The organism is Acinetobacter sp. YH12145 (assembly GCF_013418335.1).
Classification (GTDB): Bacteria; Pseudomonadota; Gammaproteobacteria; order Pseudomonadales; family Moraxellaceae; genus Acinetobacter; species Acinetobacter amyesii.
The window spans coordinates 113,288-135,753 of the sequence record NZ_VPCE01000001.1; the positions used below are offsets into that span (position 1 = coordinate 113,288).

16 protein-coding genes and 1 pseudogene are annotated in these 22,466 nt (G+C 39.9%); 11 read left to right on the top strand and 6 right to left on the bottom strand.

All coding sequences use genetic code 11. The features are described 5' to 3' along the window. Positions 1 to 38: 38 nt before the first annotated feature. The 3 genes from FTU80_RS00555 to yccS form a co-directional block, all read right to left on the bottom strand. On the bottom strand, positions 39 to 2,741 hold the full coding sequence (locus tag FTU80_RS00555; RefSeq protein ID WP_180083643.1) for a sulfite reductase flavoprotein subunit alpha: 2,703 nt from the start codon (positions 2,739 to 2,741) through the stop codon (positions 39 to 41). 188 nt (positions 2,742 to 2,929) lie between these two features. Beyond that, the gene (locus tag FTU80_RS00560) at positions 2,930 to 3,490 is read right to left on the bottom strand and encodes a YcxB family protein (RefSeq protein WP_078191438.1); all 561 of its coding nucleotides are present in this window, start codon (positions 3,488 to 3,490) and stop codon (positions 2,930 to 2,932) included. A gap of 85 nt (positions 3,491 to 3,575) precedes the next feature. Next, on the bottom strand, positions 3,576 to 5,744 hold the full coding sequence (gene yccS, locus FTU80_RS00565) for a YccS family putative transporter (protein ID WP_180023177.1): 2,169 nt from the start codon (positions 5,742 to 5,744) through the stop codon (positions 3,576 to 3,578). Between the two features lie 135 nt (positions 5,745 to 5,879). Here yccS and FTU80_RS00570 point away from each other — a divergent pair, with 135 nt between their 5' ends. From FTU80_RS00570 to FTU80_RS00615, 10 genes are all read left to right on the top strand, one after another. Continuing rightward, positions 5,880 to 7,082 (top strand): multidrug effflux MFS transporter, encoded by a 1,203-nt coding sequence (locus tag FTU80_RS00570; protein WP_180083646.1) that lies wholly within the window; start codon positions 5,880 to 5,882, stop codon positions 7,080 to 7,082. A 642-nt stretch (positions 7,083 to 7,724) separates the two neighbouring features. Beyond that, the gene (locus tag FTU80_RS00575; protein ID WP_180083648.1) at positions 7,725 to 8,996 is read left to right on the top strand and encodes a DcaP family trimeric outer membrane transporter; all 1,272 of its coding nucleotides are present in this window, start codon (positions 7,725 to 7,727) and stop codon (positions 8,994 to 8,996) included. A 629-nt stretch (positions 8,997 to 9,625) separates the two neighbouring features. Continuing rightward, on the top strand, positions 9,626 to 10,867 hold the full coding sequence (gene gltS / locus FTU80_RS00580; protein WP_180083651.1) for a sodium/glutamate symporter: 1,242 nt from the start codon (positions 9,626 to 9,628) through the stop codon (positions 10,865 to 10,867). Positions 10,868 to 10,930: 63 nt separating this feature from the next. Further along, positions 10,931 to 12,406: a sodium:alanine symporter family protein gene (locus FTU80_RS00585; protein WP_180083654.1), complete on the top strand. Its 1,476-nt coding sequence runs from the start codon at positions 10,931 to 10,933 to the stop codon at positions 12,404 to 12,406. A gap of 241 nt (positions 12,407 to 12,647) precedes the next feature. Further along, entirely contained in the window at positions 12,648 to 13,640 is a 993-nt protein-coding gene (locus FTU80_RS00590; RefSeq protein ID WP_180009823.1) for a patatin-like phospholipase family protein, read from the top strand. 386 nt (positions 13,641 to 14,026) lie between these two features. Next, positions 14,027 to 14,203, top strand: a complete 177-nt coding sequence (locus tag FTU80_RS00595) for a hypothetical protein (RefSeq protein WP_171319286.1) — start codon at positions 14,027 to 14,029, stop codon at positions 14,201 to 14,203. 280 nt (positions 14,204 to 14,483) lie between these two features. Continuing rightward, positions 14,484 to 15,005, top strand: a complete 522-nt coding sequence (locus FTU80_RS00600; RefSeq protein ID WP_078192241.1) for an acyl-CoA thioesterase — start codon at positions 14,484 to 14,486, stop codon at positions 15,003 to 15,005. A gap of 195 nt (positions 15,006 to 15,200) precedes the next feature. Beyond that, positions 15,201 to 15,797 (top strand): TetR/AcrR family transcriptional regulator, encoded by a 597-nt coding sequence (locus FTU80_RS00605; RefSeq protein ID WP_180083657.1) that lies wholly within the window; start codon positions 15,201 to 15,203, stop codon positions 15,795 to 15,797. Next, on the top strand, positions 15,794 to 16,999 hold the full coding sequence (locus tag FTU80_RS00610) for an MFS transporter (RefSeq protein WP_180083660.1): 1,206 nt from the start codon (positions 15,794 to 15,796) through the stop codon (positions 16,997 to 16,999). The genes FTU80_RS00605 and FTU80_RS00610 overlap by 4 nt, the downstream gene beginning before the upstream one ends. After that, positions 16,999 to 17,892 (top strand): LysR substrate-binding domain-containing protein, encoded by an 894-nt coding sequence (locus FTU80_RS00615; RefSeq protein WP_078191428.1) that lies wholly within the window; start codon positions 16,999 to 17,001, stop codon positions 17,890 to 17,892. The genes FTU80_RS00610 and FTU80_RS00615 overlap by 1 nt, the downstream gene beginning before the upstream one ends. A gap of 118 nt (positions 17,893 to 18,010) precedes the next feature. Here FTU80_RS00615 and FTU80_RS00620 read toward each other — a convergent pair whose 3' ends face one another. Next, positions 18,011 to 18,919: a DUF4349 domain-containing protein gene (locus tag FTU80_RS00620; protein ID WP_180083663.1), complete on the bottom strand. Its 909-nt coding sequence runs from the start codon at positions 18,917 to 18,919 to the stop codon at positions 18,011 to 18,013. Between the two features lie 215 nt (positions 18,920 to 19,134). On the opposite strand from FTU80_RS00620, the pseudogene FTU80_RS00625 reads away from it, so the two are divergent. Then, positions 19,135 to 19,763 (top strand): annotated as a pseudogene (locus FTU80_RS00625) (glutathione S-transferase family protein). A gap of 176 nt (positions 19,764 to 19,939) precedes the next feature. On the opposite strand, the gene FTU80_RS00630 reads toward FTU80_RS00625, so the two are convergent. Then, complete coding sequence (locus FTU80_RS00630) at positions 19,940 to 20,443, bottom strand: hypothetical protein (RefSeq protein WP_180083668.1); 504 nt, start codon at positions 20,441 to 20,443, stop codon at positions 19,940 to 19,942. Positions 20,444 to 20,742: 299 nt separating this feature from the next. Continuing rightward, positions 20,743 to 22,347, bottom strand: a complete 1,605-nt coding sequence (locus FTU80_RS00635; RefSeq protein ID WP_180083671.1) for a bifunctional 3-(3-hydroxy-phenyl)propionate/3-hydroxycinnamic acid hydroxylase — start codon at positions 22,345 to 22,347, stop codon at positions 20,743 to 20,745. Positions 22,348 to 22,466: the final 119 nt, after the last annotated feature.

Below are 22,466 nucleotides of genomic sequence, written 5' to 3' on the forward strand. Positions count from 1 at the left end.
GGTTTTGAGTTGGGACTATTTATTGGAAAACATCTTACTTAGTAAACATCACGACGGTAACGCCCAGCTTGACGCAGTTCAGCAACAACATCTTCACCTAGTATATCAATCAATGCGTGGTCAACGTCCGTTGCCATACCATTGATACTACCGCAGACGTAAATCACGGCACCTTGTTCTACCCATGATTTTAATAAGGCCGCTTGATCACGTAGCTCATGATGCACATAGCGTTTCTCCGTTTGATCACGAGAGAAGGTGAGGTCTATGCGTTGAACTAAACCGGTGTTTTGCCATGCTTCAATGACGTCTTGATAAAAGAAATCATGTGCGCGTTGGCGCTCACCAAAAATCAGCCAGTTTTGCGTATAGTCTTGACGAACTCGTGTATGTAACAGGCTGAGTAAACCAGCAATACCTGTACCGTTACCAATACAAATCACAGGACGATTATCTGCAATCAGATGGAATGATTCATTGGTACGAATACGCAGTTGTAGTGTGCTATTGATCGCAGCATGTTGTGTTAACCAACCAGAGCCTAAACCAAGCTCACCATCCGCATTGGATTGCTGACGCACCACTAAGCGTAATACTTGCTGACTTGGAATACTGGCAATGGAGTATTCACGAGTTGGAAGCGGTGGAAGCTGTTCAAGCAAATGATCAAGGTTGGCAAAGGGTTCAACATCCGTATTTAGGTTGCGATCCCATAATGCATCTTCAATACGTTGCTGAGTAGAATCAACCACTTGCTGACTTTGAATTTGGTACTTTTGCATGAAGTTTGCAATACGTTCAGCACTATTACCTGGTTGAATCTCTGCAATATCACCCGCTTGCCAATTGGCTTCATGTTGCGGTTTTAACTCAATATTAAATGCAGGTGCACCTAAGCTGTTCGGGTTGAGTAAATCACGTTTGGTCAATGTCCATGCATCAAAAGTTTTTTCAATTTGCATGTGCTGAAGTTCAAGTTTAGTCGCTTTGGCTAAAGCGCTATTCCATGCTTGAATGGCTTGGGTGTCGCCATTATTGACTTCAATCGTGTTAAACAGGGGCTTCGCAGCATTACTCTGCATCCAACGATGAATCGCATGACCAAAGCTACAGAAAGTATCAGGATATTCTTTAGAACCTAAAGCTAATACGGCAAACTGAACATGACTCAAATCGAGGCCTTGTGCCATCAGTTTACGTTCAAAGCTTGAAGCAAGGTCAGGTGCTTCCCCAGTGCCATAGGTACTTGCAACAAATAAAACCTGAGCGGCTTGCGTTAAGTCATCTGCTGAAAGTTGCTGAACAGCTTTCACTGTGACAGGCTGACGAGCCTCTTGTAAGCTTGTTGCTGTACGCCATGCCAATTGTTCAGACTGACCTGTTTGTGATGCATAGCAAATTAACCAAGGCTGTGCATTTGAGTCGATGGTAACTGGTGCTAAGCTTTGACGGGCTTGCTGTGTCAGTTTTTTCTGTTTACGACGTTTGAGATAGAGCATCCATCCTGTGACAAAGAACAGCGGCATCATGAGGGATGCAATAACCACAAAGAACTGATAAATCGGTCCGAAGAAACTACCGCGATGTACAGGCAACATGCTGGTCATGATTTTTTCATTTAGCTTTTTATCTTCGTATAACTCGATATCGGTAAGAGCATCCGTTTTGTAGTTATAAGTCGCTTTGTTGCGCGCACGTTCATGTTGAGGGACGGCATCCACAAAGTTAATTTCTAATTCACCATTGGCTTTTTTCGGAATATTAAAAGTAACACTTGAGTATTCACGACCAATATTTTGATTAAAGCCGTTCCAACTTTGCGTAAGGGCAATATTCACTTGTTCTGGTTTTAGACCACGTTTTTCTCCGCGACCTTCAGCACCATGTTTATTTTCTTGAGCGCCGTGTTCAGAGGGACTCGACGTTGCAGGGTTTCTTTCAGAACGTGCTTGGTGTTCGCCATGAGTTTGTTTTGCCTCAGTGGCTTGTTTTTCACCACCTTGCTTTGCACCCGCCTGTTCAGCAGATTGCCCATTCGGTTTTGGACGTTCTTGTAACTGGGGCTGTGGACGTTCAACGCCCATGACTTTAAACATGCCATTACGCCACCAGTCATAAGACCAGTACAGGCCTGTACATGCCAAAATGAGATAGAAAATAATCACCCATGTGCCGACGACAGCATGTAGATCCCACAGGAAATTACGTCCTTTGAGCTTTGGTTTAACTGCAAGCCATTGTTTTACAGAATGTCTTTTGGGCCAGCGCAGATACAAACCACTCAATACAAAATAAATCAGCATCAGTGTACATGCGCCGGTAATTTGTTTACCAACAGGGCCAACAGTTAAATTACGGTGTAGCTGCTGTACAAACTGGAAGAATTTTTGACCTTTAATTTCAGGTAAAACTTCGGCTGTATAGGGGTTAACCATCATGTTATAGCCACGACGAGCACCTTCTTTGACAATATTCACGGTACTTGAGGCGGTAGCATCTGAGGCAATAGAGATGCTATTAATTTTCATGTCAGGATCAGACTGACTAAAGTGCTGATAAAGCTCAGCAGGGGTTAGTTTAGGCTGCTGTTGAGCCTGAACCACATAACTGTCCTGATTGATTGCTTTAAGTATTTGCTGTTCATAGGAATAAATGGCACCTGTAACCCCCATGAGCGAGAGTATTAAGCCGGCACTAATCCCCAAGAACCAGTGAATCTGGAAAAGGGCTTTCTTAAACATGATGAATTTAATATTGATAAAAGGTTGCTGAATTGCGACAAATTATAAACGATGATGTAGTAGAGAATGTGGAAAAAGTAAGTAATATTCATTCTCATTATTGTAATTATCAATAATTATTCAAAAATTAAACACATAAAAAAACCTCCAAAAAGCGGAGGTTTTTTATACATAAATGTCTGTTTGGCTTAAATTGCTTTAGCTGGGCCTACAGTTTCATTTAAGTGTTTACGAATGGTCGAAAATGGAAACTTCTTGCTATCCATACGTTTAGGCAAGATGTATGCACCGTCTTGACCCTTTACTTTAAAGTTCAAAAGGATGAAGTCTTTGGTGTCATACCATTCATGAATGTCTTTCCAACCGACAGTCATCGTCCCCATGTTTGCGCCCATACGTTGCTGCATAGAGATCCCATGCGGCTGAACACCCATACGGATGCCTTTAATTTCTTGAACAGGGACTTCGTTCAGTTTGCGTTTCGCATACCATTCGATACCGAATTTACGCACAAGGAAGTAAATCACGACACAGACAATAGCTACCCAGCAAAATACTGTTGAATAGTTCTTAATAAAGATGAGGCCCAAGAGTGCCAGTGCAAGAATTGCACCCATAATTAGCCATGCTTTTTTGCCAATTTTGAAGTTACTGCGAGACAGAACAAGTTGAGCATAACGTTGTTCTTCTTCAGAAATTTCATAAGCCACTGGCTCTAGCGTGTAGGCATATAAATTTTTTGCGGTCATAGTGAAAGTAACAGATTTAAAACTGTAAAAAGTTTAGCATTATTTATACCAATTCAGTGAGTATATTGTTCCAAAATCATCCAAATTATAGCGAAGCCAGTTCAGTCGATGCCTGATCATGCTCATGACTGAGATTTTGTTTCAATTGGCTAAATTGGTTCAACACGTTAAACATCAAAGAAAGCTGTTGTAGCACAATCAAGGATTTTTGATCTTCCTCACTGTTTTGTGACAAACGCTGACGGATTTCTTGCAACATATTTTGCGCAGATAAGTCTGGAACTTCGTCACGCAGCAATGCACCTTGAATGTCATCTGTAGCTTTATCCAATAAGGTTAAGACCTGTTGGTCTTGAATTTTTTCACGATGCGCACCTAAGGCCGCGATATAACTAATAAAGGTGTGATTGAGACACAAAAACTCAAAGGCTAAAGCTTTTTGAGTCGGATCGGTATCGGGTTCGGTGGCTAATGTGGAAATCAGTGATGCTACTTCTGCATCGGTATTATGTGCTGCACGTCGTACCACACGATAATTCAAGCCGTTATTACGACCAGATTTGTATTGTTCAACCACTTCGGCCAAATAATCACACTGCGCTTGAATAGAGCGACTGATGGTCCGAGGTAGGCGACGGAACTTCCAGTCTGGGAAAATGAAACTCACACCAAACCATGCCAAGGCACAGCCAATCAGTGTATCAATCATACGCGGCATAGCTGCGGCAAAACCCATGCCATCTAAGTTAAAGTTGATCAGCGCCAAAATGGTAATAAATGCAGTGGCTTGTGCATATTGCTTACTGCGTAATTCAAAAAACAGCACGCCACTTAAAATGAGTAGCAGTAACTGACCTTCGACAGAAGGAACAAAATATAAAATCGCATAACCTAAAATAATTCCGACCAAGGTGCCAATGATACGTAAATAGAGGCGGCGCTTGGTGGCGTTAAAGTTTGGCTGGCTGACAAACAGGGCAGTCAATAAAATCCAATAGCCATAACTGATATTGGTCACTTGGACAAAAATATAACCAATAAATAAGACAGTCGATAAACGCACAGCATGACGGAACAGCACCGATTCAGGGCTCAAATGTTGTTTGAATCGAATGACGATGTCGTCCCAACCTTTTAAATCATCATCTTTTAAACGATTTTCAATCAGGGCTTGTCGGTCAATATAACGCTCGGTTTCGACATTACGTAATTGCGCATCAATGCCTTTTAGGTTTTGGTATAAAGCAAATAAAGAGTTGATCCAAACTTCATCGTATTTTTGTTCTTCACGCAGCTTTTCGAGTGACAATTTCAGATTGTGGAACGCATGTTTAAAACGTTGATTATGATGATAAGGTTTTCGCTGTAAGATACTGATACTCAAATCTTTACAAGCTTTACCTTGAATCGAAAGCACGCGTTGAAAGCGAAATAAAATATCACTATGTTCAAAAATACGGGTCAATTTTTGATAATCAATATGCGCGGAATCGGCACGTTCATGAATGTCTTGCGCGACAAAATAATATTGCAGGCTACGACGCGTATCTTTTTGTCCACGGTCACCTTTTAAACGCGTTAATAAGGCTGTTTTCATATCGTTGAAAATGCCAATTAATTTGCCATTTTCTAGCGATAGCTCAATCAAACTTTGCTGATAACTTTCTGGTGTCATATCGACATCAAACAAGTTAGATTTTGCAAATAAGAAGTCACCTAGAGACGAATAGCTTTGGGCCAATTTGTCCTGAACTTGACGCACAGGAAACAGCAGAAAGCTCAAAGTCGAAAGCAGTCCGTACCACATCGCACCGATGACCAATAAACCTGCTTGTGTATACCAATTTTCAAAAAGTTCAACCCCAAGCATGGAATACACGGAGATCACCAAACAGCCATAAGAAATGGTGGCGTAGCGACGACCCAATGAACCCAAAAGAATCCAACCGATACAAGACACAATCAGGCCCAATGCAAATAAGATCGGATGCGGGAACAACAGATAAATGGATACCGCAGTAACAAAGAACCCGATATAGGTATAAATTTGATTGAGCACACGGACTGAAAAGCGGTCATCGATATCACTCAGACCTGCGGCCACCACACCCAAAGTGAGGGGAATGGTCATTAATTGCTGATCTAAAAAATATGGGACAAAGGCTGTTCCTGCGAAGGCAATGACCATGCGCAAGTTATACATAAAGGTCGTGTTATAGGTTGCTTGTTTCAGTCGTGCGAGCCAGGCGTTCAAAATTTTTCCTTTGCTAAAGCGATGGGGCAGTAAGCAATGTGTATCGTGTGAATTTTCACATTGAAGCCAAGAAATAATACTATGTGCAGTGTAAACTTGTCTGCAAAACTTGCTTGCGATAAATGAATTATTCTTATGAAAAGCGTCGAATCACAAAAGGAATTTTCTCAACGCTGGATCGTCTTGTTGGCATTGCTGACTGCTTTAGGGCCACTTTCAATCGATATGTATTTGCCGGCTTTACCTCAAATGGCCGATGATTTTGGTGTCACAACGCAACAAGTGGCCAATAGTCTTCCAGCGTATTTCTTGGGTTTGGCGATTGGGCAGTTAATTTATGGGCCAGTCAGCGACCGTATTGGGCGTAAAACACCGCTATATTTCGGTTTGGTTTTATATATTTGTGCCAGTTTTCTGTGTGTCTTTGCCAATAGTGAATGGAGCTTGATCGCGGCTCGTGTTTTGCAAGCGTTGGGTGGCTGTGTCGGTGTGGTGATTGCCCGTGCTGCAATTCGTGATCGCTTAAGTATGCAAGCTTCTGCTCAAGCCTTTGCGAGTATGATGATCGTGACAACAATTGCACCAATCATTGCACCTACTTTAGGCGCGTGGGTGTTACAGGTGTTTGAATGGCAATACATATTTGCGGTATTGGTACTTGTCGGTATTTTTTGTCTTTTCTGCGTACATTTTTTCTTTCAAGAAACCCTCCCTGTTGAGCGGCGCTTAAACTTAAGTTTAAAACAAGTCTTAGGTTTATATGGTGCGATTTTGCAAGACGAAACCTTCCGTAAACCGATGCTCACAGGCTGTTTTTCTGGCGCAATTTTATTTTGTTATATCAGTGGCTCATCTGCCATTTTAATGGATGGTTATGGTCTGAGCCAACAGCAATTTGCTTATGTATTTGGTGCGAATGCTTTAGGGATTATGGTGTTTTCGACCTTCAACAAGAAACTTGCAAATCGACTGGATGTTCGCCATCGTTTGCAATTGGGTAATGCACTTCAATTGTGTGGTGTGCTGATCTTATTGGCGGCGGGGCTATTTTATCTTTCATCTATCGTTGTTGTAATGTTGGGCATGTTCTTATGTGTTGCATCAATTGGCTTCACTGGGCCAAATGCGATGGCTTTGGCGATGTCTGAACAAGGCTCACGAGCTGGCACAGCCAGTGCAATCATGGGAAGTATGCAATTTGCCTGTGGTCTATTGGCTGGAGTGTTTTTGAACTTTTTAGTATGGTCAGCGCTGATCAATATGGCCCTGATTATGCTTCTATTTGTGGTTGTTGCAATGTTCACCATGCGTAGTTTAAGAGCTTCAGCCATGGGGTGAACTGAATGAGGGTGAAGACGTTTAGCTGGTTTGACTTAAACGTCAGTCATCAATGTCCATATATTTTTGATGAAATATGTGTGTCATTCATTATAAATGTTCATCATCATAACGATGAATGATTGTGCTATTTTCCCATTGTGAGGTCAGTTTCTATTTTCTCGAAACGTATATCTAAGAAATCATCCACTTGAAAATAATTAATGAAACTGCGCATCATTGTTGTCTTAATCTAAGGAAATAGAATAATTATTAAATAAGTATTATTCGCATTAAATACATTACGTTATGCTGGATAAATACATTGTGAATGTCTCTATCGGTAATATGTCGGATTTTATTGTTTTTATTGCATACCTACAGGGTATGGGTTTTTACCTTTAAGGTATGAATATTGAGATTTTTTGCCATCTGAATCGGCTAAGTCCGAATTTTAACTAAATATTTCAGTCTATTTTCAGTAATGGATTCAGGTTTCGTGCTTTTTGCTTTCAAGTATTTCGTTATTGGGGGCTACAAGTTAAGGTTTTAATGCGACTAAAGCACGGATATGCAGCATGAAATTTGTCCGCTCAAATAGCTGAATAACAAAGCACCCGGATTTAGGGTATACAACAATGACAGGACAATAGAGAGCTTAGGATGAAAACTCAAACTGTATTCCACCCAATGAAAACCCTTGTTGTTGCCATGAGTTTGGCAACGGTATCAATGGCTCATGCAGGCAGCAATACTTCTGAAATTGAACAATTACGTGCAGAAGTTGCAGAACTGAAAAGTTTGATTAAAGCGCAGCAGCAAGTTCAACAACAGCAACAAACAGAGATTCAGCAAGTTAAAGCGCGTCCTGTTGCACCACCACCGCAACCAGCTACTCCAGCTGCAAGCTTAAAATCTAAAACAGGTGCAGATGTAAGTCTTTACGGTTTTGTTCGTGGTGATGCGAACTACATTATTGAAGGTGCGGATAACGACTTTAACAACGTACATACGTCTAAAGAAGAAGCACGAGATAAACTTCGTGCAACTGCAAAAACCACACGTTTTGGTTTAGATTTTACAGCACCCGTCGGTGGTGATGATAAAGTGGGCGGTAAAATCGAGGTCGATTTCAATGGAAGTGGCGAAACTATTCGTCTACGTCATGGTTACTTAACCTTTAACAACTGGTTATTTGGTCAAACGACATCTAACTTCTTGTCTAACCATGCACCAGAAATGATTGATTTCAATACAAACTTGGGTGGTGGTACTACACGTATTCCTCAAGTTCGTTATAACTACAAGTTAGCTCCAGATACTCAATTATTTGTTTCTGCGGAAGAAGGGGATAGTAAAGGGACTGTTGCTGCAGATCCGACGTATCGCCTTCCAAACTTAACTGCCAAAGTGACTCAAAGTTTTGCCGCAGGTAAAGGTAGCGCTTCAGCTCGTGCATTGGTTGAAAACTACAAATCTAAAGCTGCGGATGATACTGAAACAGCTTGGGGTGTAGCAGCGGGTGCATCTTATGCAGTGACTGATCAATTGAAATTGAATGGTGATGTTTCGTATACAGAAGGCAACAGCAACTATTTATATGGTTCTAACTCGGCTTACTCTGTTGTAGATGGCAGCATCGAGCAAAACAAATTCACTGCTGTACAAGTGGGTGCAACTTATAAGTTTAATGAAAAACTACGTTCGACTTTAGCTTACGGTGCGCTATTTGCGGATGATGGCAGCGCGTATGCGAAAGATGCATCTAACTCAAATGCGAATGAAGAAGCACAGCAAGCTTGGATTAACTTTATTTACGCACCTGTAAAACCAGTTGAACTTGGCTTAGAATATGTGAACGGTAAACGCAAAAACTTTGCGGGTGAATCTTATAACGATGACCGCGTTGGCTTAATGGCTAAATATAGCTTCTAAGCTCAAACTACTGATCTAATCAATCAAAAAAGCCTGACTCAGTTCAGGCTTTTTTTGTTGAAACAGGAGATTTTTCAACGCAAATTAACCCATAGCACTAAGCAGATGGAATCACTAAATCGCCTGAGTCTTGATGTCGTACTGGTTAAAGCAGTCGTTTAACCACGTCTTACATGGGCATCATGTTCAAATCTTTAATATTTTATATAGATAAAAAATGCGAATACATTTTAGTAAAAACAAACAGATATAACTTTAAATTATAGCAAATAAAACTTTTTGTAATTAAAATTAATGAAATTTCTCTGTTCTCCACGCATAATGTGCGACTTTTCTAATCAGCATTTGATTTTATGTATTTCATCTATGATGTGAATATTGTAGTAAGTGTTGGTTTAGTAAGCATGAACTGCTTTTATGGATTTGTTTTGTCGAATTGAGTTTTCACTTTTTTTAACTCAGGCATACATATTTGAATCAGATGATGAATATTTATGATTGGCAATGAATAGCTGGTAGCCTGATTTATTGGTTAAATTTACAAATTGGAATTGTATTTTAATTAATAAACGCTACTAATTTCTATTAATTGGACTAATAAATATTCTAACCATTTTGGACAAATTATTATGGAATTTAGCTTTAACGCATTTTATACCTTAATTGCGGCGGTGATCGTTCTTTTATTAGGACGTTTTCTGGTAAATAAAATCAGTTTTTTGAGGCGTTACAATATTCCTGAGCCCGTAGCTGGTGGTTTGGTTGCTGCAATAATTTCATTGGTTGTACATAGCATTTGGGGTTATAGCATTACTACGAGTAGTGAATTACAAACCAGTTTTATGCTGATTTTCTTCTCATCCATTGGTTTAAGCGCAAACTTTGCCAAATTGAAAGAAGGCGGAATTGGTCTTGTTATTTTTCTGGTAGCCGTTGCTTCTTTCATTGTTGTGCAGGATGTCGTTGGTATCAGTCTTGCCACTTTATTGGGTATTGATCCACTGATTGGTTTGATTGCAGGTTCAATTACGTTGACAGGTGGTCATGGTACAGCTGGTGCATGGGGTGAAATTCTTGAAGTTGAACACGGTATACAAGGTGCATTAGCTTTAGGTATGGCAAGTGCAACTTTTGGTTTAATCATTGGTGGTATTATTGGTGGACCATTAGCTAAGTTGCTAATTAATCGTTATCACCTAGCAACTCCGCGCACAAATGAGCAAATTGAGCGTAGTGATAACACACCACTAGCTGATATTAATTCAACAGAATATGTACCTTTTGAATATCCACATCGTGTTCGTTTAATTACCGCAGATAATGCAATTACGACTTTGGGCTTATTTGCTGGCTGTTTAGCATTTGCTGATTTTATGACGGCTTTCAGTAAAGGTACGATGTTTGAATTACCGACATTTGTATGGGCTTTAGCTGGTGGTGTCATTTTACGAAATGTATTAGAAGGTATTTTCCGCGTACAAATATTTGATCGTGCAATTGATGTATTTGGTAATGCTTCATTATCACTGTACTTAGCAATGGCACTATTATCGTTGAAACTATGGCAGCTATCAGATCTTGCAGGACCATTAGTTGTGATTTTGGGAGCCCAAACATTAACAATGGCACTATATGCTGCGTTTATCACTTTCCGTGTAATGGGCAAAAATTATGATGCTGCGGTTTTAGCGGCGGGTCATTGTGGTTTTGGTATGGGGGCAACACCTACCGCAGTTGCAAATATGCAAGCCATTACCAATATGTATGGTCCATCTCATAAGGCTTTCCTAATCGTTCCTTTATGTGGCGCATTTTTTGTTGATTTGATTAACGCAACAGTTATTCAATTAATTCTTAAATTCTTTGCTTAATTTAGAAAGGCTCTTCAAAAAAGAGCCTTTTATACTTTTGACCATTTAAAACTAGGGTTGAATATGAATGAACAATTAAACGAAACCCTGATGAGCTGGGTCAAAGTTTTTAATGATCCGCTTTGGGATTTCTTAGTCGTATTTTTAGTGGCGGTTGGTATTTTTTATACCTTAATCACTGGTGCAGTTCAGATTCGTCTATTTTTTCATAGTATTAAAGTGATGAAATCTAGCCGAAAGGAAGGTGATGATGATCATGGTATTACACCATTTCAGGCTTTTGTAACTGGACTGGCAAGTCGTGTCGGTGTGGGTAATGTCGCAGGTGTTGCAATTGCAATCGCTATTGGTGGGCCTGGTGCAGTGTTCTGGATGTGGTTTACCGCATTTTTAGGGATGAGTTCTGCATTTGTTGAATCTTCTTTGGCTCAACTTTTTAAAGTACGGGATACGCAAAATCAGCAATTCCGCGGTGGACCAGCTTATTACATTACCCAAGGCTTAAAACAAAAATGGTTGGGTGTGGTTTTTGCGATTGCCCTGATTTCAACCTATGGCTTTGTGTTTAATGCAGTACAAGCCAATGCCATTACGGGTGCAACTTCACATGCTTGGGGTTGGGATAAAGCCAATCTAGTATTGAATTTGGGCAGTTTTAGTTTTGAAATTTCATGGGTAGGGTTATTCCTTGTCTTTATAACAGCGCTGATTATTTTTGGTGGTATTAAGCGTATTGCAAAAGTGGCAGAACGTTTTGTTCCATTTATGGCATTACTTTATTTGGCAGTCGCGCTCTATATCGCTTTTGCTAACTTTGCAATCTTGCCTGATATCTTCCAGTTAATATTCAGCAAAGCATTTGAGTTTGATGCTGCGGCTGGTGGTTTCTTCGGTGCTATGGTTTCTATGGCGATGATGCAAGGCATTAAGCGTGGATTATTCTCAAACGAAGCGGGTATGGGTTCTGCTCCGAATGCTGCGGCAGCATCAGATGTTAAACACCCGGTCAATCAAGGCCTGGTTCAGATGCTCGGTGTCTTTGTCGATACATTTGTGGTGTGTACCTGTACGGCGATCATTATTTTGGCATCTGGCTTGTATGAAAATGCAGGCTTTGAGGGTGTTGCTTTGACGCAAATGGCGCTTGAAAGCCAGATTGGCGCATGGGGAGATGACTTCCTTGCCATAATCTTGTTCTTATTCGCTTATTCTTCAGTAATCGGTAACTATGCTTATGCTGAAGGTAATGTGCAGTTTATCAATAACAATCCTAAGGTCATGTTTATATTCCGCGTAGTCGTCCTCATGATGGTGTACTTTGGCTCAATCATGAGTGTGCCACTGATTTGGAACTTAGCGGATCTCTTCATGGGCGTGATGGCGAGTATTAACCTCTTTGCGATTTTATTGCTGACGCCATTCTTATTGATGCTGATGAAAGACTACACCTCACAGTTAAAACGGGGTGTAAAAGAGCCAGTATTTAAAATGGATGAACATCCAAAATATAAGGATCGCGTTAATTCCGATATTTGGTAAAGCAAAAATTAACTTTAAAAAGCTCCGTTATCGGGGCTTTTTTTGCTAGACAATGTTTTGGATCTTGATGTGGAAATTCTGCTAGACACTGAAATTTTGACAGCCAATGACTTTCTAGGTTGTATGTCAATATAATGTGCATCGGTCAGAGGCATTAACGAATAATAACAGTGACGTGAATGTGGACTGATTAGACTACTTTTTCTCTTCAAATCTCGAGTTGCATTTGGAATATCTCTCAATGAAAAGCATAACTGTTTTGATGACTGCATTCGCAATCAGCCTTGTAGGTTGTCAAAGTGTGGGCTCAAAAAAGGTCAGCGCTGAAACAACATCACAAATTCGAACTTATACAGCAGCACCTGCTCAAGTGGCGAATAACCGCATTGACTTTAAAAAAGTGAAAAAGCAGGAAAAGCGTCCGATTGTTGCTTTGGTTTTAGGGAGTGGTGGGGCACGTGGTTATGCACACATTGGCGCCATTCAGATACTTGAACAGCAGGGAATACACCCAGATTTTATTGTTGGAACCAGTGCGGGTAGCATTGTGGGTTCAATCTATGCTTCAGGTAAAAGTGCCAATGAGTTAAGAGATATCGCCTTAAATATGAAAGCCAATGATGTTCGAGAAATACGTTTGGACAAAAAAGGCTTTTTTGACGGTAAAAAAGTTGAAGATTATATCAATGAGCAAGTTGATGATGTGCCTTTAGAGTTGCTAAAAACCCCAATGTATGTGGTGGCAACCGAGTTAAAAGATGGCAAAAAAGTCGTGTTCAATTATGGCAATACGGGGCAGGCTGTTCGTGCTTCGGTGTCAATTCCGAGTATGTTTATTCCAACGATTATTGAAGATACAGAATATGTCGATGGTGGCTTGGTCAGTCCTGTTCCTGTGGACGTTGCACGCGATTTAGGGGCAGATATTATTATTGCGGTGGATATTTTGGCACGACCGATTCATACAGAAACGTCGAATGTTTGGGGCTTGTTTAACCAAAATATCAATATTATGCAAAATCGTTTAGCTCAAGAAGAGCTCAAGCGAGCAGACATTGTGATTCAACCTGATTTACGTGAAAAAGCACATATATTTGATGTGAAAGGGCGTGAAGCGACGATGCTTGCAGGTGAAGAGGCAACCTTGGAAAAACTTGGAGAGATTTCTCGGGTTTATGCTGAACATCAATATAGCAAGGGACATCATATTCCTTATTTGGCAGCCAAAGACTAGGCTGATACGATTCGCAAATTTAAACGCATCCTGTTCACCTCTCAGGGTGCATTTTTATTTCAGCAAAGCATTTTAATTTTTGCTCTCAGCTTTTCCCATGCTCAATAGTATCTAGTAATCATTAATATCTTGGATGTTGATTGGTTTTAGGTCTTAATCAAAAGATTTGCCAAATATAAAAATCTTAATAATACGAAAATATACAGTTAATTATTTGAAATTAATTAAAAAAATCATATTAATTGGTTTTACGTAGATTTTAAGAGTATATACCTATATTAGCGTTTTTATTCATGTGCTTACATTTACCAATACTGTTGAAGTGTTTAGAATATCATCAGGTTATTAATACTTAAAACCAATAAATATTTTAAAGGTAGCTGTAGATGAAAACGCTTGATGTAGGACAAAAAGTAAAGCTTGCGATGATGGAAGAGAGGGTATTTATTGTCACTCATGTACATGTAGATAATTCTTACACGCTAGAAAGTACCAATGATTTTGGGCAAAAAACCAGCTATGACAATGTATCTTTCGAGATGTTAAAAGTCTTAGAAGATTAAGTTTAATGCCGTGCTATGTTGAATCGATGAACAACGCGTTTTAATGAATATGTTTTAAATATAAAACACAGCATAGCTTTGATTAAAAAACTGATAGATAGCGTGATAAATACTTGTTTATCGGGTGTATATCGTTATCGATATATATTTTACTGAATGATGGTGTGATCACTATAAATAATAATGATGGTTTTTTTGCCGATTTGAACATTTAATTTTGATTAAAATCTATATAATAATCACATTAATCATTGTTATATCACGAGTCTAGAGAAACAAGATGTCCCCATTAGATCAAATTGCGAATGCACTAGACGACCAGTCAGAATTATCGATGTCAGTTTTAATGACTCCTGACATGGCGAATTTTTCGGGTAATGTGCATGGTGGAACGATTCTAAAATTGTTAGACCAAGTCGCGTATGCTTGTGCAAGTCGCTATTCTGGTAGCTACGTGGTGACACTATCAGTCGATAAAGTGAATTTTAAAGAACCAATTCACGTGGGTGAGTTGGTGACTTTCCTTGCAAGTGTGAACCATGTTGGTCGTACTTCAATGGAAATTGGTATTCGTGTTGAAGCGCAGAACATTCAAAAACGTACAGTACGTCATACCAATAGTTGCTATTTCACAATGGTCGCTGTTGATGATCAAGGTAAACCGAAACAAATTCCAGCATTGAATCTAGATAATGACTGGAAACGTTGTCGTTTCGAAGCTGCGGAACAACGTAAAGTGGCACGTTTACAGGAAAATCATCATCCTTCTTGCAGTATTTATAAAAAGTCGACACAAAGCTAATCACTTTGGTGGCTGAATATTTGAAAAGATCGCTTAGGCGATCTTTTTTGTATTCTGAAATTCGTCTGGAGAGTGCAGTTGAGATTTGAGTTCCGAGTGTGCGACTAAAGTTTATTCTTCGAAGCTCAGTTAAAGATAGTCATTCAGTCCAATACCGTTTAATATAAAACGATACGTAGCGTTTCGTTTTATGTTATGAGTGAAACTGAAAAAACTTCTCGGCGTAAGCAATGTATCTTACAGGCAGTCACAGATGCTTTAGCGGAAAGTGATTATCGAAGCATGACCATTGAAGATATTGCGGCTCGTGCAGGCGTGGGAAAATCGACGATTTACCGTTGGTGGAAGCATAAGTCCGATCTGGTTTTCGATGCTTTTAAAGCGCACACTGCTTCGGTGTTTGAACTCGATTTATCACAAAGTTTAGAGTTCAATCTAAATCAACAATTGCTCAAACTATCAAGGGCTTTAAATCAGCACGTGGGTCGAGCATTGCTCGTGGTTTTGGCGGAGCATCGTGAAGCAGCGGGTGAGTTTTTTAAACAGTATTTGTTACCTCGACGAGAAGCGACACGTGAGCTGATCCAATTGGCCATTCAACGAGGCGAAATTCGGGCGGATTATCCTTTCGAACTCATGTTGGACATGTTGTATGGCCCGATTCATTATCAGATCATTTTCTTTAATACCCAGCCAGATGAAGACTATATCAAGCGACTGGTGCAGTTGGCGCTAAACCCGATTTTTACGCAGTCCCAAGCCACGCGTAGCAGCGAGGAAATGACCTCATGACTACTCAACATCAGGCATCGCTATGGAACAAGTCTTTCGTTTTTTGTCTGTGTAATAACTTGTTTTTATTTAGCTATTACTTTGCGCTGCTGACAATATTGCCCATTTATATTATGAAAGAATTGGGTGGTTCGATTCAGCAAGCGGGTATGGCTTTAACGCTATTTTTGGTGTCATCCATTGCGATTCGTCCCTTTTCCGGCATGATCATTGAACGTTTTGGTAAAGCCAATTCTGTGCGTATTTCAGGCTTGATCTTTGTCGTTTTTGCGCTGAGTTATTTGTGGATTGACAGCATGTGGTCGTTGTTGGTCATTCGTTTTTTACATGGTTTTTGGTTCAGTATATTAACCACGGTCAATGTTCCCATCGTAAATGATTACATCCCAGATCATCGAAAGGGCGAAGGCATGGGCTACTTTGTCATGTCGACTAACTTAGGCGTGGTGATCGGGCCATTTTTAGCGCTGAGTATGATTCAATTCAGCAGTTTTAGTACCTTATTTGCAGTATTAGCCTTATTGGTTGCAGTGGGCTATATTTTTACGTGGTTAGTTCAAATACAAGAACACGTACAGCATAAATCAAGTGATCAAGCGAGCCAATCCGCAGCCATCCAATGGCGTGATGTGATAGAAACACGGGTACTTGCCATCAGTTTTGTGGCATTGCTGACCGCATTTGCATATTCGAGTGTGATGAGTTTTATCACCGCTTATGCAGAGTTGAAGCATTTACTCGCTTATACCAGTATCTTTTTTATTGTCTTTGCCGTATCGATGTTGATCGTCCGTCCTTGGGTTGGCAAAGTTTATGATCGCAAAGGCCCGAGCGCAGTCATCTATCCATCCTTTATTTGCTTTGCCATTGGTTTGGTGGTTGTGAGTTTTCTCACGAATCAATGGGTGCTTTGGATATCGGCAGTTTTTATGGGCATCGGCTACGGTTCAGTGTTCCCATGCCTGCAAACGGTCGCAATTCAAACGGTAGAAAAAGCCCGAATGGGACATGCGATATCCACCTTTTTTGCCTTGTTTGATATTGGCCTTGCTGTCGGTTCGGTCATTATGGGGGCGCTGATTGCATACTTTGGATTTCAGGCAACCTATTTATTTTGTGCGGTGATGGTGCTGTTCACTACGTGGATGTATCGTCTATTCGTGGCAAACCAATTCAAACGCAGTGCTTTAGGAGCTGAATAATGGAATTACGACATCTACGATATTTTGTTGCGGTTGCCGAAGAGCTAAATTTTACCAAGGCTGCGCAGCGAATGTGTACTGTGCAACCTTCTTTAAGTCAGCAAATTAAAGATCTAGAACAGGAAGTTGGGGTGCAATTATTGATGCGAACCAACCGAAAAGTTGAACTGACTGCAGAAGGTCAGGCCTTTTTAAAAGAAGCGCGTTTGAGTTTAGAGCATGCAGAAAAAGCTATGATTGATGCGCGTCAAATTGCGCAGCTCAGTAAAGAACAACTGAATATCGGCTTTGTTCCTGTGGCTGAAATGAAGGTCTTTCCTTATATCATGCCAAATATTCGAGCTCAGTTTCCTGAGTTAAAAATTCATTTTCATAGTTTAATGGATGTCGATCAGATCAGCGCAGTGCGTAAAGGGGAAATTGATATTGCCTTTACCCGTTATGTCGAAGAAAGCCCTGATATAGAATCTGTTCAGATTTTTACTGAGCCTTTGGCGCTGATTGTGCCGAAAAATTCGCCTGTGGCAGAACAGCGGCATATCAGCATTAAAAACATGAATAATCAGGATTTTATTATTAGCGATGAACATTCATCACCTGAGCTATACCGAATTATTCAGGATTTCTTTAAGCAAAATAAACTGAATGTGAACTTGGTACAGCATTCGACCAATATTTTGTTAAATGTCAATTTGGTCGGTATGGGAGTGGGGTGGAGTTTGGTACCGTCTTATGTCATTCCATTGCTCGGTGATAAAATATTGGTTAAAAGTACGGTTGAACCTTTGCCGACCATTGGTTTGTATGCAAGCTATCGAAAAGATCGTAAAAATGATGCAATCGAATTGATTTTAAAAGTCTTAAAAGAGCAGTTCTATATGGGTTTTTTCTAGGCCTTTAAATATTGCCCTAAGATTTAAACAAAAAATCCCGAATTAAGCGCTTCGGGATTTTTTATTTATCGTATTTTTAATCATAGATTAAATGAAGAATGGAGCTTGTTCAGCTCATTCATTTAAACCATTTTTGTAAATAGGGTTTCATCACACGGTAGGCAATCAAACCGATAATAATAATCAGATAGAGTGGCCAAATCGTAATGAGAATAACCAGCAGGCTCAATACAAATTGCCAACCTTTTTGAATACCGTACCACGCTCTTTGCCAGAAACTATCGCCATTTAACTGCGCAATAGCATCAAGGTTAATATCGATATGTTCACGGACAGTGGCAGGTTGAGTAAATCCAATCACAATCGTGCTATAGCGGACACGATCTTGAACTTCTAAGCGGGTCAGTCGTGAGATTTCATTGATTTGTGCTGCTGCAACATGGTCGGGCACGACCTGTGTTTGCGACATTTTTTCTTCGAGTAGTTTTAGCTCATAGCGTTTTGCTGAATATTGCTGACGGTTCAAAAAATGCATTAGTGGCAACAGTTGATTGACGAAATGTGCAGCTTTTTCACTTGGCACACGAATGATCATTTCCGCTTGCGGATTTACTTTTTCAAAGATTTTAATTTTGCCGTCAGCAATCGGGTAGGATTGACTCTCTTGCACCACAAAGTCGATATTTTTCTGTTCAATAAAGCCGCCTAAACTTAGCGTCAGTTTTTCAATTTCTAAGGCCGTTTTAACCACATCTTTCGACTCAAAACTGACATTGGCTTCTCGTACCATTTTACGTGAGGCTTCAGCTGGGTTGACCTGCTCATTTAAAATAGTTTCAGGTTTTTGTGTTGTTGCAGGCGTGGTAGACGGCTCATTGGAAGTGCTTTCCGCTGCTTGATCTTGCTGTGTACTGACTTGAGCAGGTTGTGCATCTGCGCTGGCTTCAGTTGCCATTTCTTCGGTTTTCTTGGAACAGCCTGAAATTAAAATCACCGTTAACATGGCAATTAAATATTTATTTTTCATAGATGTAGAGCTCAATTGTTTGATTATCAGAAAGTCGGAGTAAATACTTTTTGCTTTAAATATAGATTCAAATTTAGCGTAATTATTAGTCGGGCGTATTGTATCGGAAAGTGTTTAAAGCAGGGATGAACGCAACATAATTCTACATAGAGCCGCGTATAGTCATAGATAGAACAACAAGGAAGAAAATAAGGATATCTACAATGAACCCAACAATGAAACTCTACAGCAATCCACGCTCACGCAGTAATACCATTCTGCCTTTATTGAAAGAATTAAATATCTATTGAAAGAATTAAATATCGAGTCAGAAGTTGAGATTATTGAAGTGCCATATGAAGAGATGTATCAAGCGGCATATCTCAAGATTAATCCCATGGGCAAAGTTCCCTGCTTGGTCGATGGTATTGTCGTGATTAGTGAGACCGCAGCCATCTTTAGTTATTTAGCCGATAAATTCAGTGACAAAGGTTTGGCACCCGCATTGGATGATCCCAAACGTGGTGAATATTTGAAATGGATGTTTTTCTGTCATGGTCCGCTGACTGAATACATGGACATGAAAAATGTCGGCATTAGCACTGAGTTGATGGATGAGAAACGTGGCAGTTTGAGTTTTGGTAATGAAAAAATACTTTTAGATTTTATTAAAACAGGGCTTGTGCAGGCCCAGCCATATCTGTTGGGGGATAAAATTAGCGCAGCAGATTTGTATTTAGCTTATTGGATGGTGTATGCCATTTCATTCAAAATATTGCCATATTTAGATGAATTTAAACCTTTTATTCAGCAGATTCAGCAACGTGAATCGGTAAAAGATGTGCATTGGTTTCAGTCGGTTTAACTTGGATGCTTATTTGATTGTTGGCTGAACTTGGTATTGCTATATGTCTATTCATATAACTCTTTCTTTGAGAACTAAAAAGAAAGAGTTTTAAATATCAATCACTAAGATGATAAAGCGATTTTAATTATTGCCATAAATAATGTATGGCATATATTGCGCTAAATTAAATAGACTCAATCGTTGTTGGGTCTATTTAAAAAATCATGGGCTTCATCATCAGATAGAGGTGGGCCTAAATCTCTTTCAAGTTTGGCATATATTTCGAGTAGTCTTTTTTGTTGAGGATCGATATCTAAGGCACGATGCTGCTGATATGTTAATTGATCTTCAATCCAATAATAATCCTGAATCGCAGCCCCTGCGAAACTGGTTTTCAAATGGAGTTTGTAATAACCAGAAAATTTATGTTTCTTGGTATCTAGACAGAGATACGCGAAGGTAGACCAACCACTTTCGGGAAATTTAAGGCGAGCTCGGCAGGGCTTCTTTTCTAGTGTAAATGTAGGTGAATAGACTTGGCCTTTTAGAATGATATTTTTATCTTGACCAAAATATTGAGTTTGTAATGCAAATAAAGCAAGAATCACTGTGGTGAGAAAAAAGCTGGCAATGACTGAATAAAAAAATGAAATGTATAAATGGAAGGACAAAAAATTAGATTCTTCGTTTTTGTTCACATCTTTTTCTAAGCGTAATAAATAGCAATTCAAAGAAATAAGAAAACAGAGGCAAAAAACGAAAATAGGTAACCAACTATTGGCATGAAAATGATGTATCTCTACGAAAATGAGTGAACAGATAAAAATAAAGCCCAACAAACTATAAATGAATAATTTCTGAAATCTTTTTTGCATTTTGTGAAGCTTATAATTATGTATTGAACGATTATAGCATGCGATGTTTATAGTGATTATAGAAAAAAATCACCATGCTTAATGCATGGTGATTTTTAATTCTTGCAGATCTATTTGGATTATTAAGCATGCAATTTTGCAAACAATTGTTGGCTCACGCTGTCTAAAGTTTGTGGAATTGCAATCGCTGCAACAAAACGGTCTGGGCGAAGAATCGTAATAGATTCAGTGGTTTTACCAAACCAACCACGAATATCAGTACCAATATCACCAATCGTGATCACATTGTCGTACTTGGTGCGATTTTCATTGCTAAGTTGAACAGCAGGCAATACTTGGATAAATTTAACGCCCAATTTTTGCCATTTTTTCATGGTCGCATCTGACAGACCCCATTTGGGATCGACGCCCCAAGCAATGATTGCAAAGTCGTTACCGATGACTTCATCAAGTAGGACTTTCTCACCAGATTCAAGTTGAACATGTGGTTGAATGAACATTTTACCCACAGGTGAGTCTTTAACACCGTTATTGATCAATGCACCATCGTTGTACTTCGGCATTGGTTTGAAGCGCATTTCCAATAGATATTGCTTGATCGGTTTGATGTAATTGAGCGCATAGGCAATACCATCACGCACGAAACCTTGCCATTTTTTTGGTGGCGCAAGGACATGACCCGCCATTACAGAAAGATCAATCATCGCTTTGGCATGATCTTTACGTTCAACTTGGTACGTATCTAAAAGCGCAGGGCCAGCTTTGCCTTGTACAACCATTGCAACTTTCCACGCAAGGTTGAATGCATCGCGCATACCACTGTTATAGCCTTGACCTTGCCATACTGGCATGATGTGCGCAGCATCGCCTGCAAGTAAAATACGGTCTACACGGAATTTATCTGCAATACGGGCATTGTGGGTATAAACACGCTGACGAATCACTTCAATACCATCGGTCGTTGGAAGTACTTTCGACAAAAGTTTTGCAATGTTTTCAGGTTTGCTTAATTCTTCTTGAGTTTCACCAGGCATCACCATAAATTCGAAACGACGAATACCGTGTGGAAGAGCAGCAGATACATAAGGACGCACAGGGTCACAGCATAGGTAAATGTGTGGCGTTGCAAGTGGGTCATTATTGATGTCGATCACGATCCATTGGTTCGGTGCAGTTTTACCATCGAAGCCGATGTTGAGGGTACGACGTACCACAGAGTTACCACCATCACAAGCAATCAAATACTGCGCTTGAATTATTTCAGCTTCACCGTCTTTATTTTGAATATTGAGCGTTACACCATTGGCATCTTGGCTAAAATCAGACAATTGACGAGAGAATAAAACATTTGTGGTTTCGTACTGTTTTAAACCTTGTAGCAGTACATTATCGACTTGCGGTTGAATAAAGGCATTACGACGTGAGAAACCAAATTCACGAGTGAGCGGTTGAATGTCTGCGAAACAACGACCTTTAGGGGTTAAGAAACGCATCGCGTGGTTCGGTGTCGTATGCGGTAACACTTGGTCCACTAAACCTAATGATTGGATGGTACGTAATGATTCATCATCAATACCAATCGCACGTGGGTAGTCAATCAGGCTGTCCAGTTGTTCAATCACAGTGACATTGACGCCTTGCTTACTTAAGTAGTTTGCAATGGTTAAGCCGACAGGACCTGCGCCCAGAATGGCAACTTCCGTTGTGTAATTTGCTTTATTGCTCATGCGTAAACATCCAATCACTTCACATATGCCACTATTAAGTTCTAAACAGAGACTTTCAACAAGCTAGGCATAAGTCGAAACGATGAATCGAATTGTCGTGTTTTTTGCAGGGTTTTATT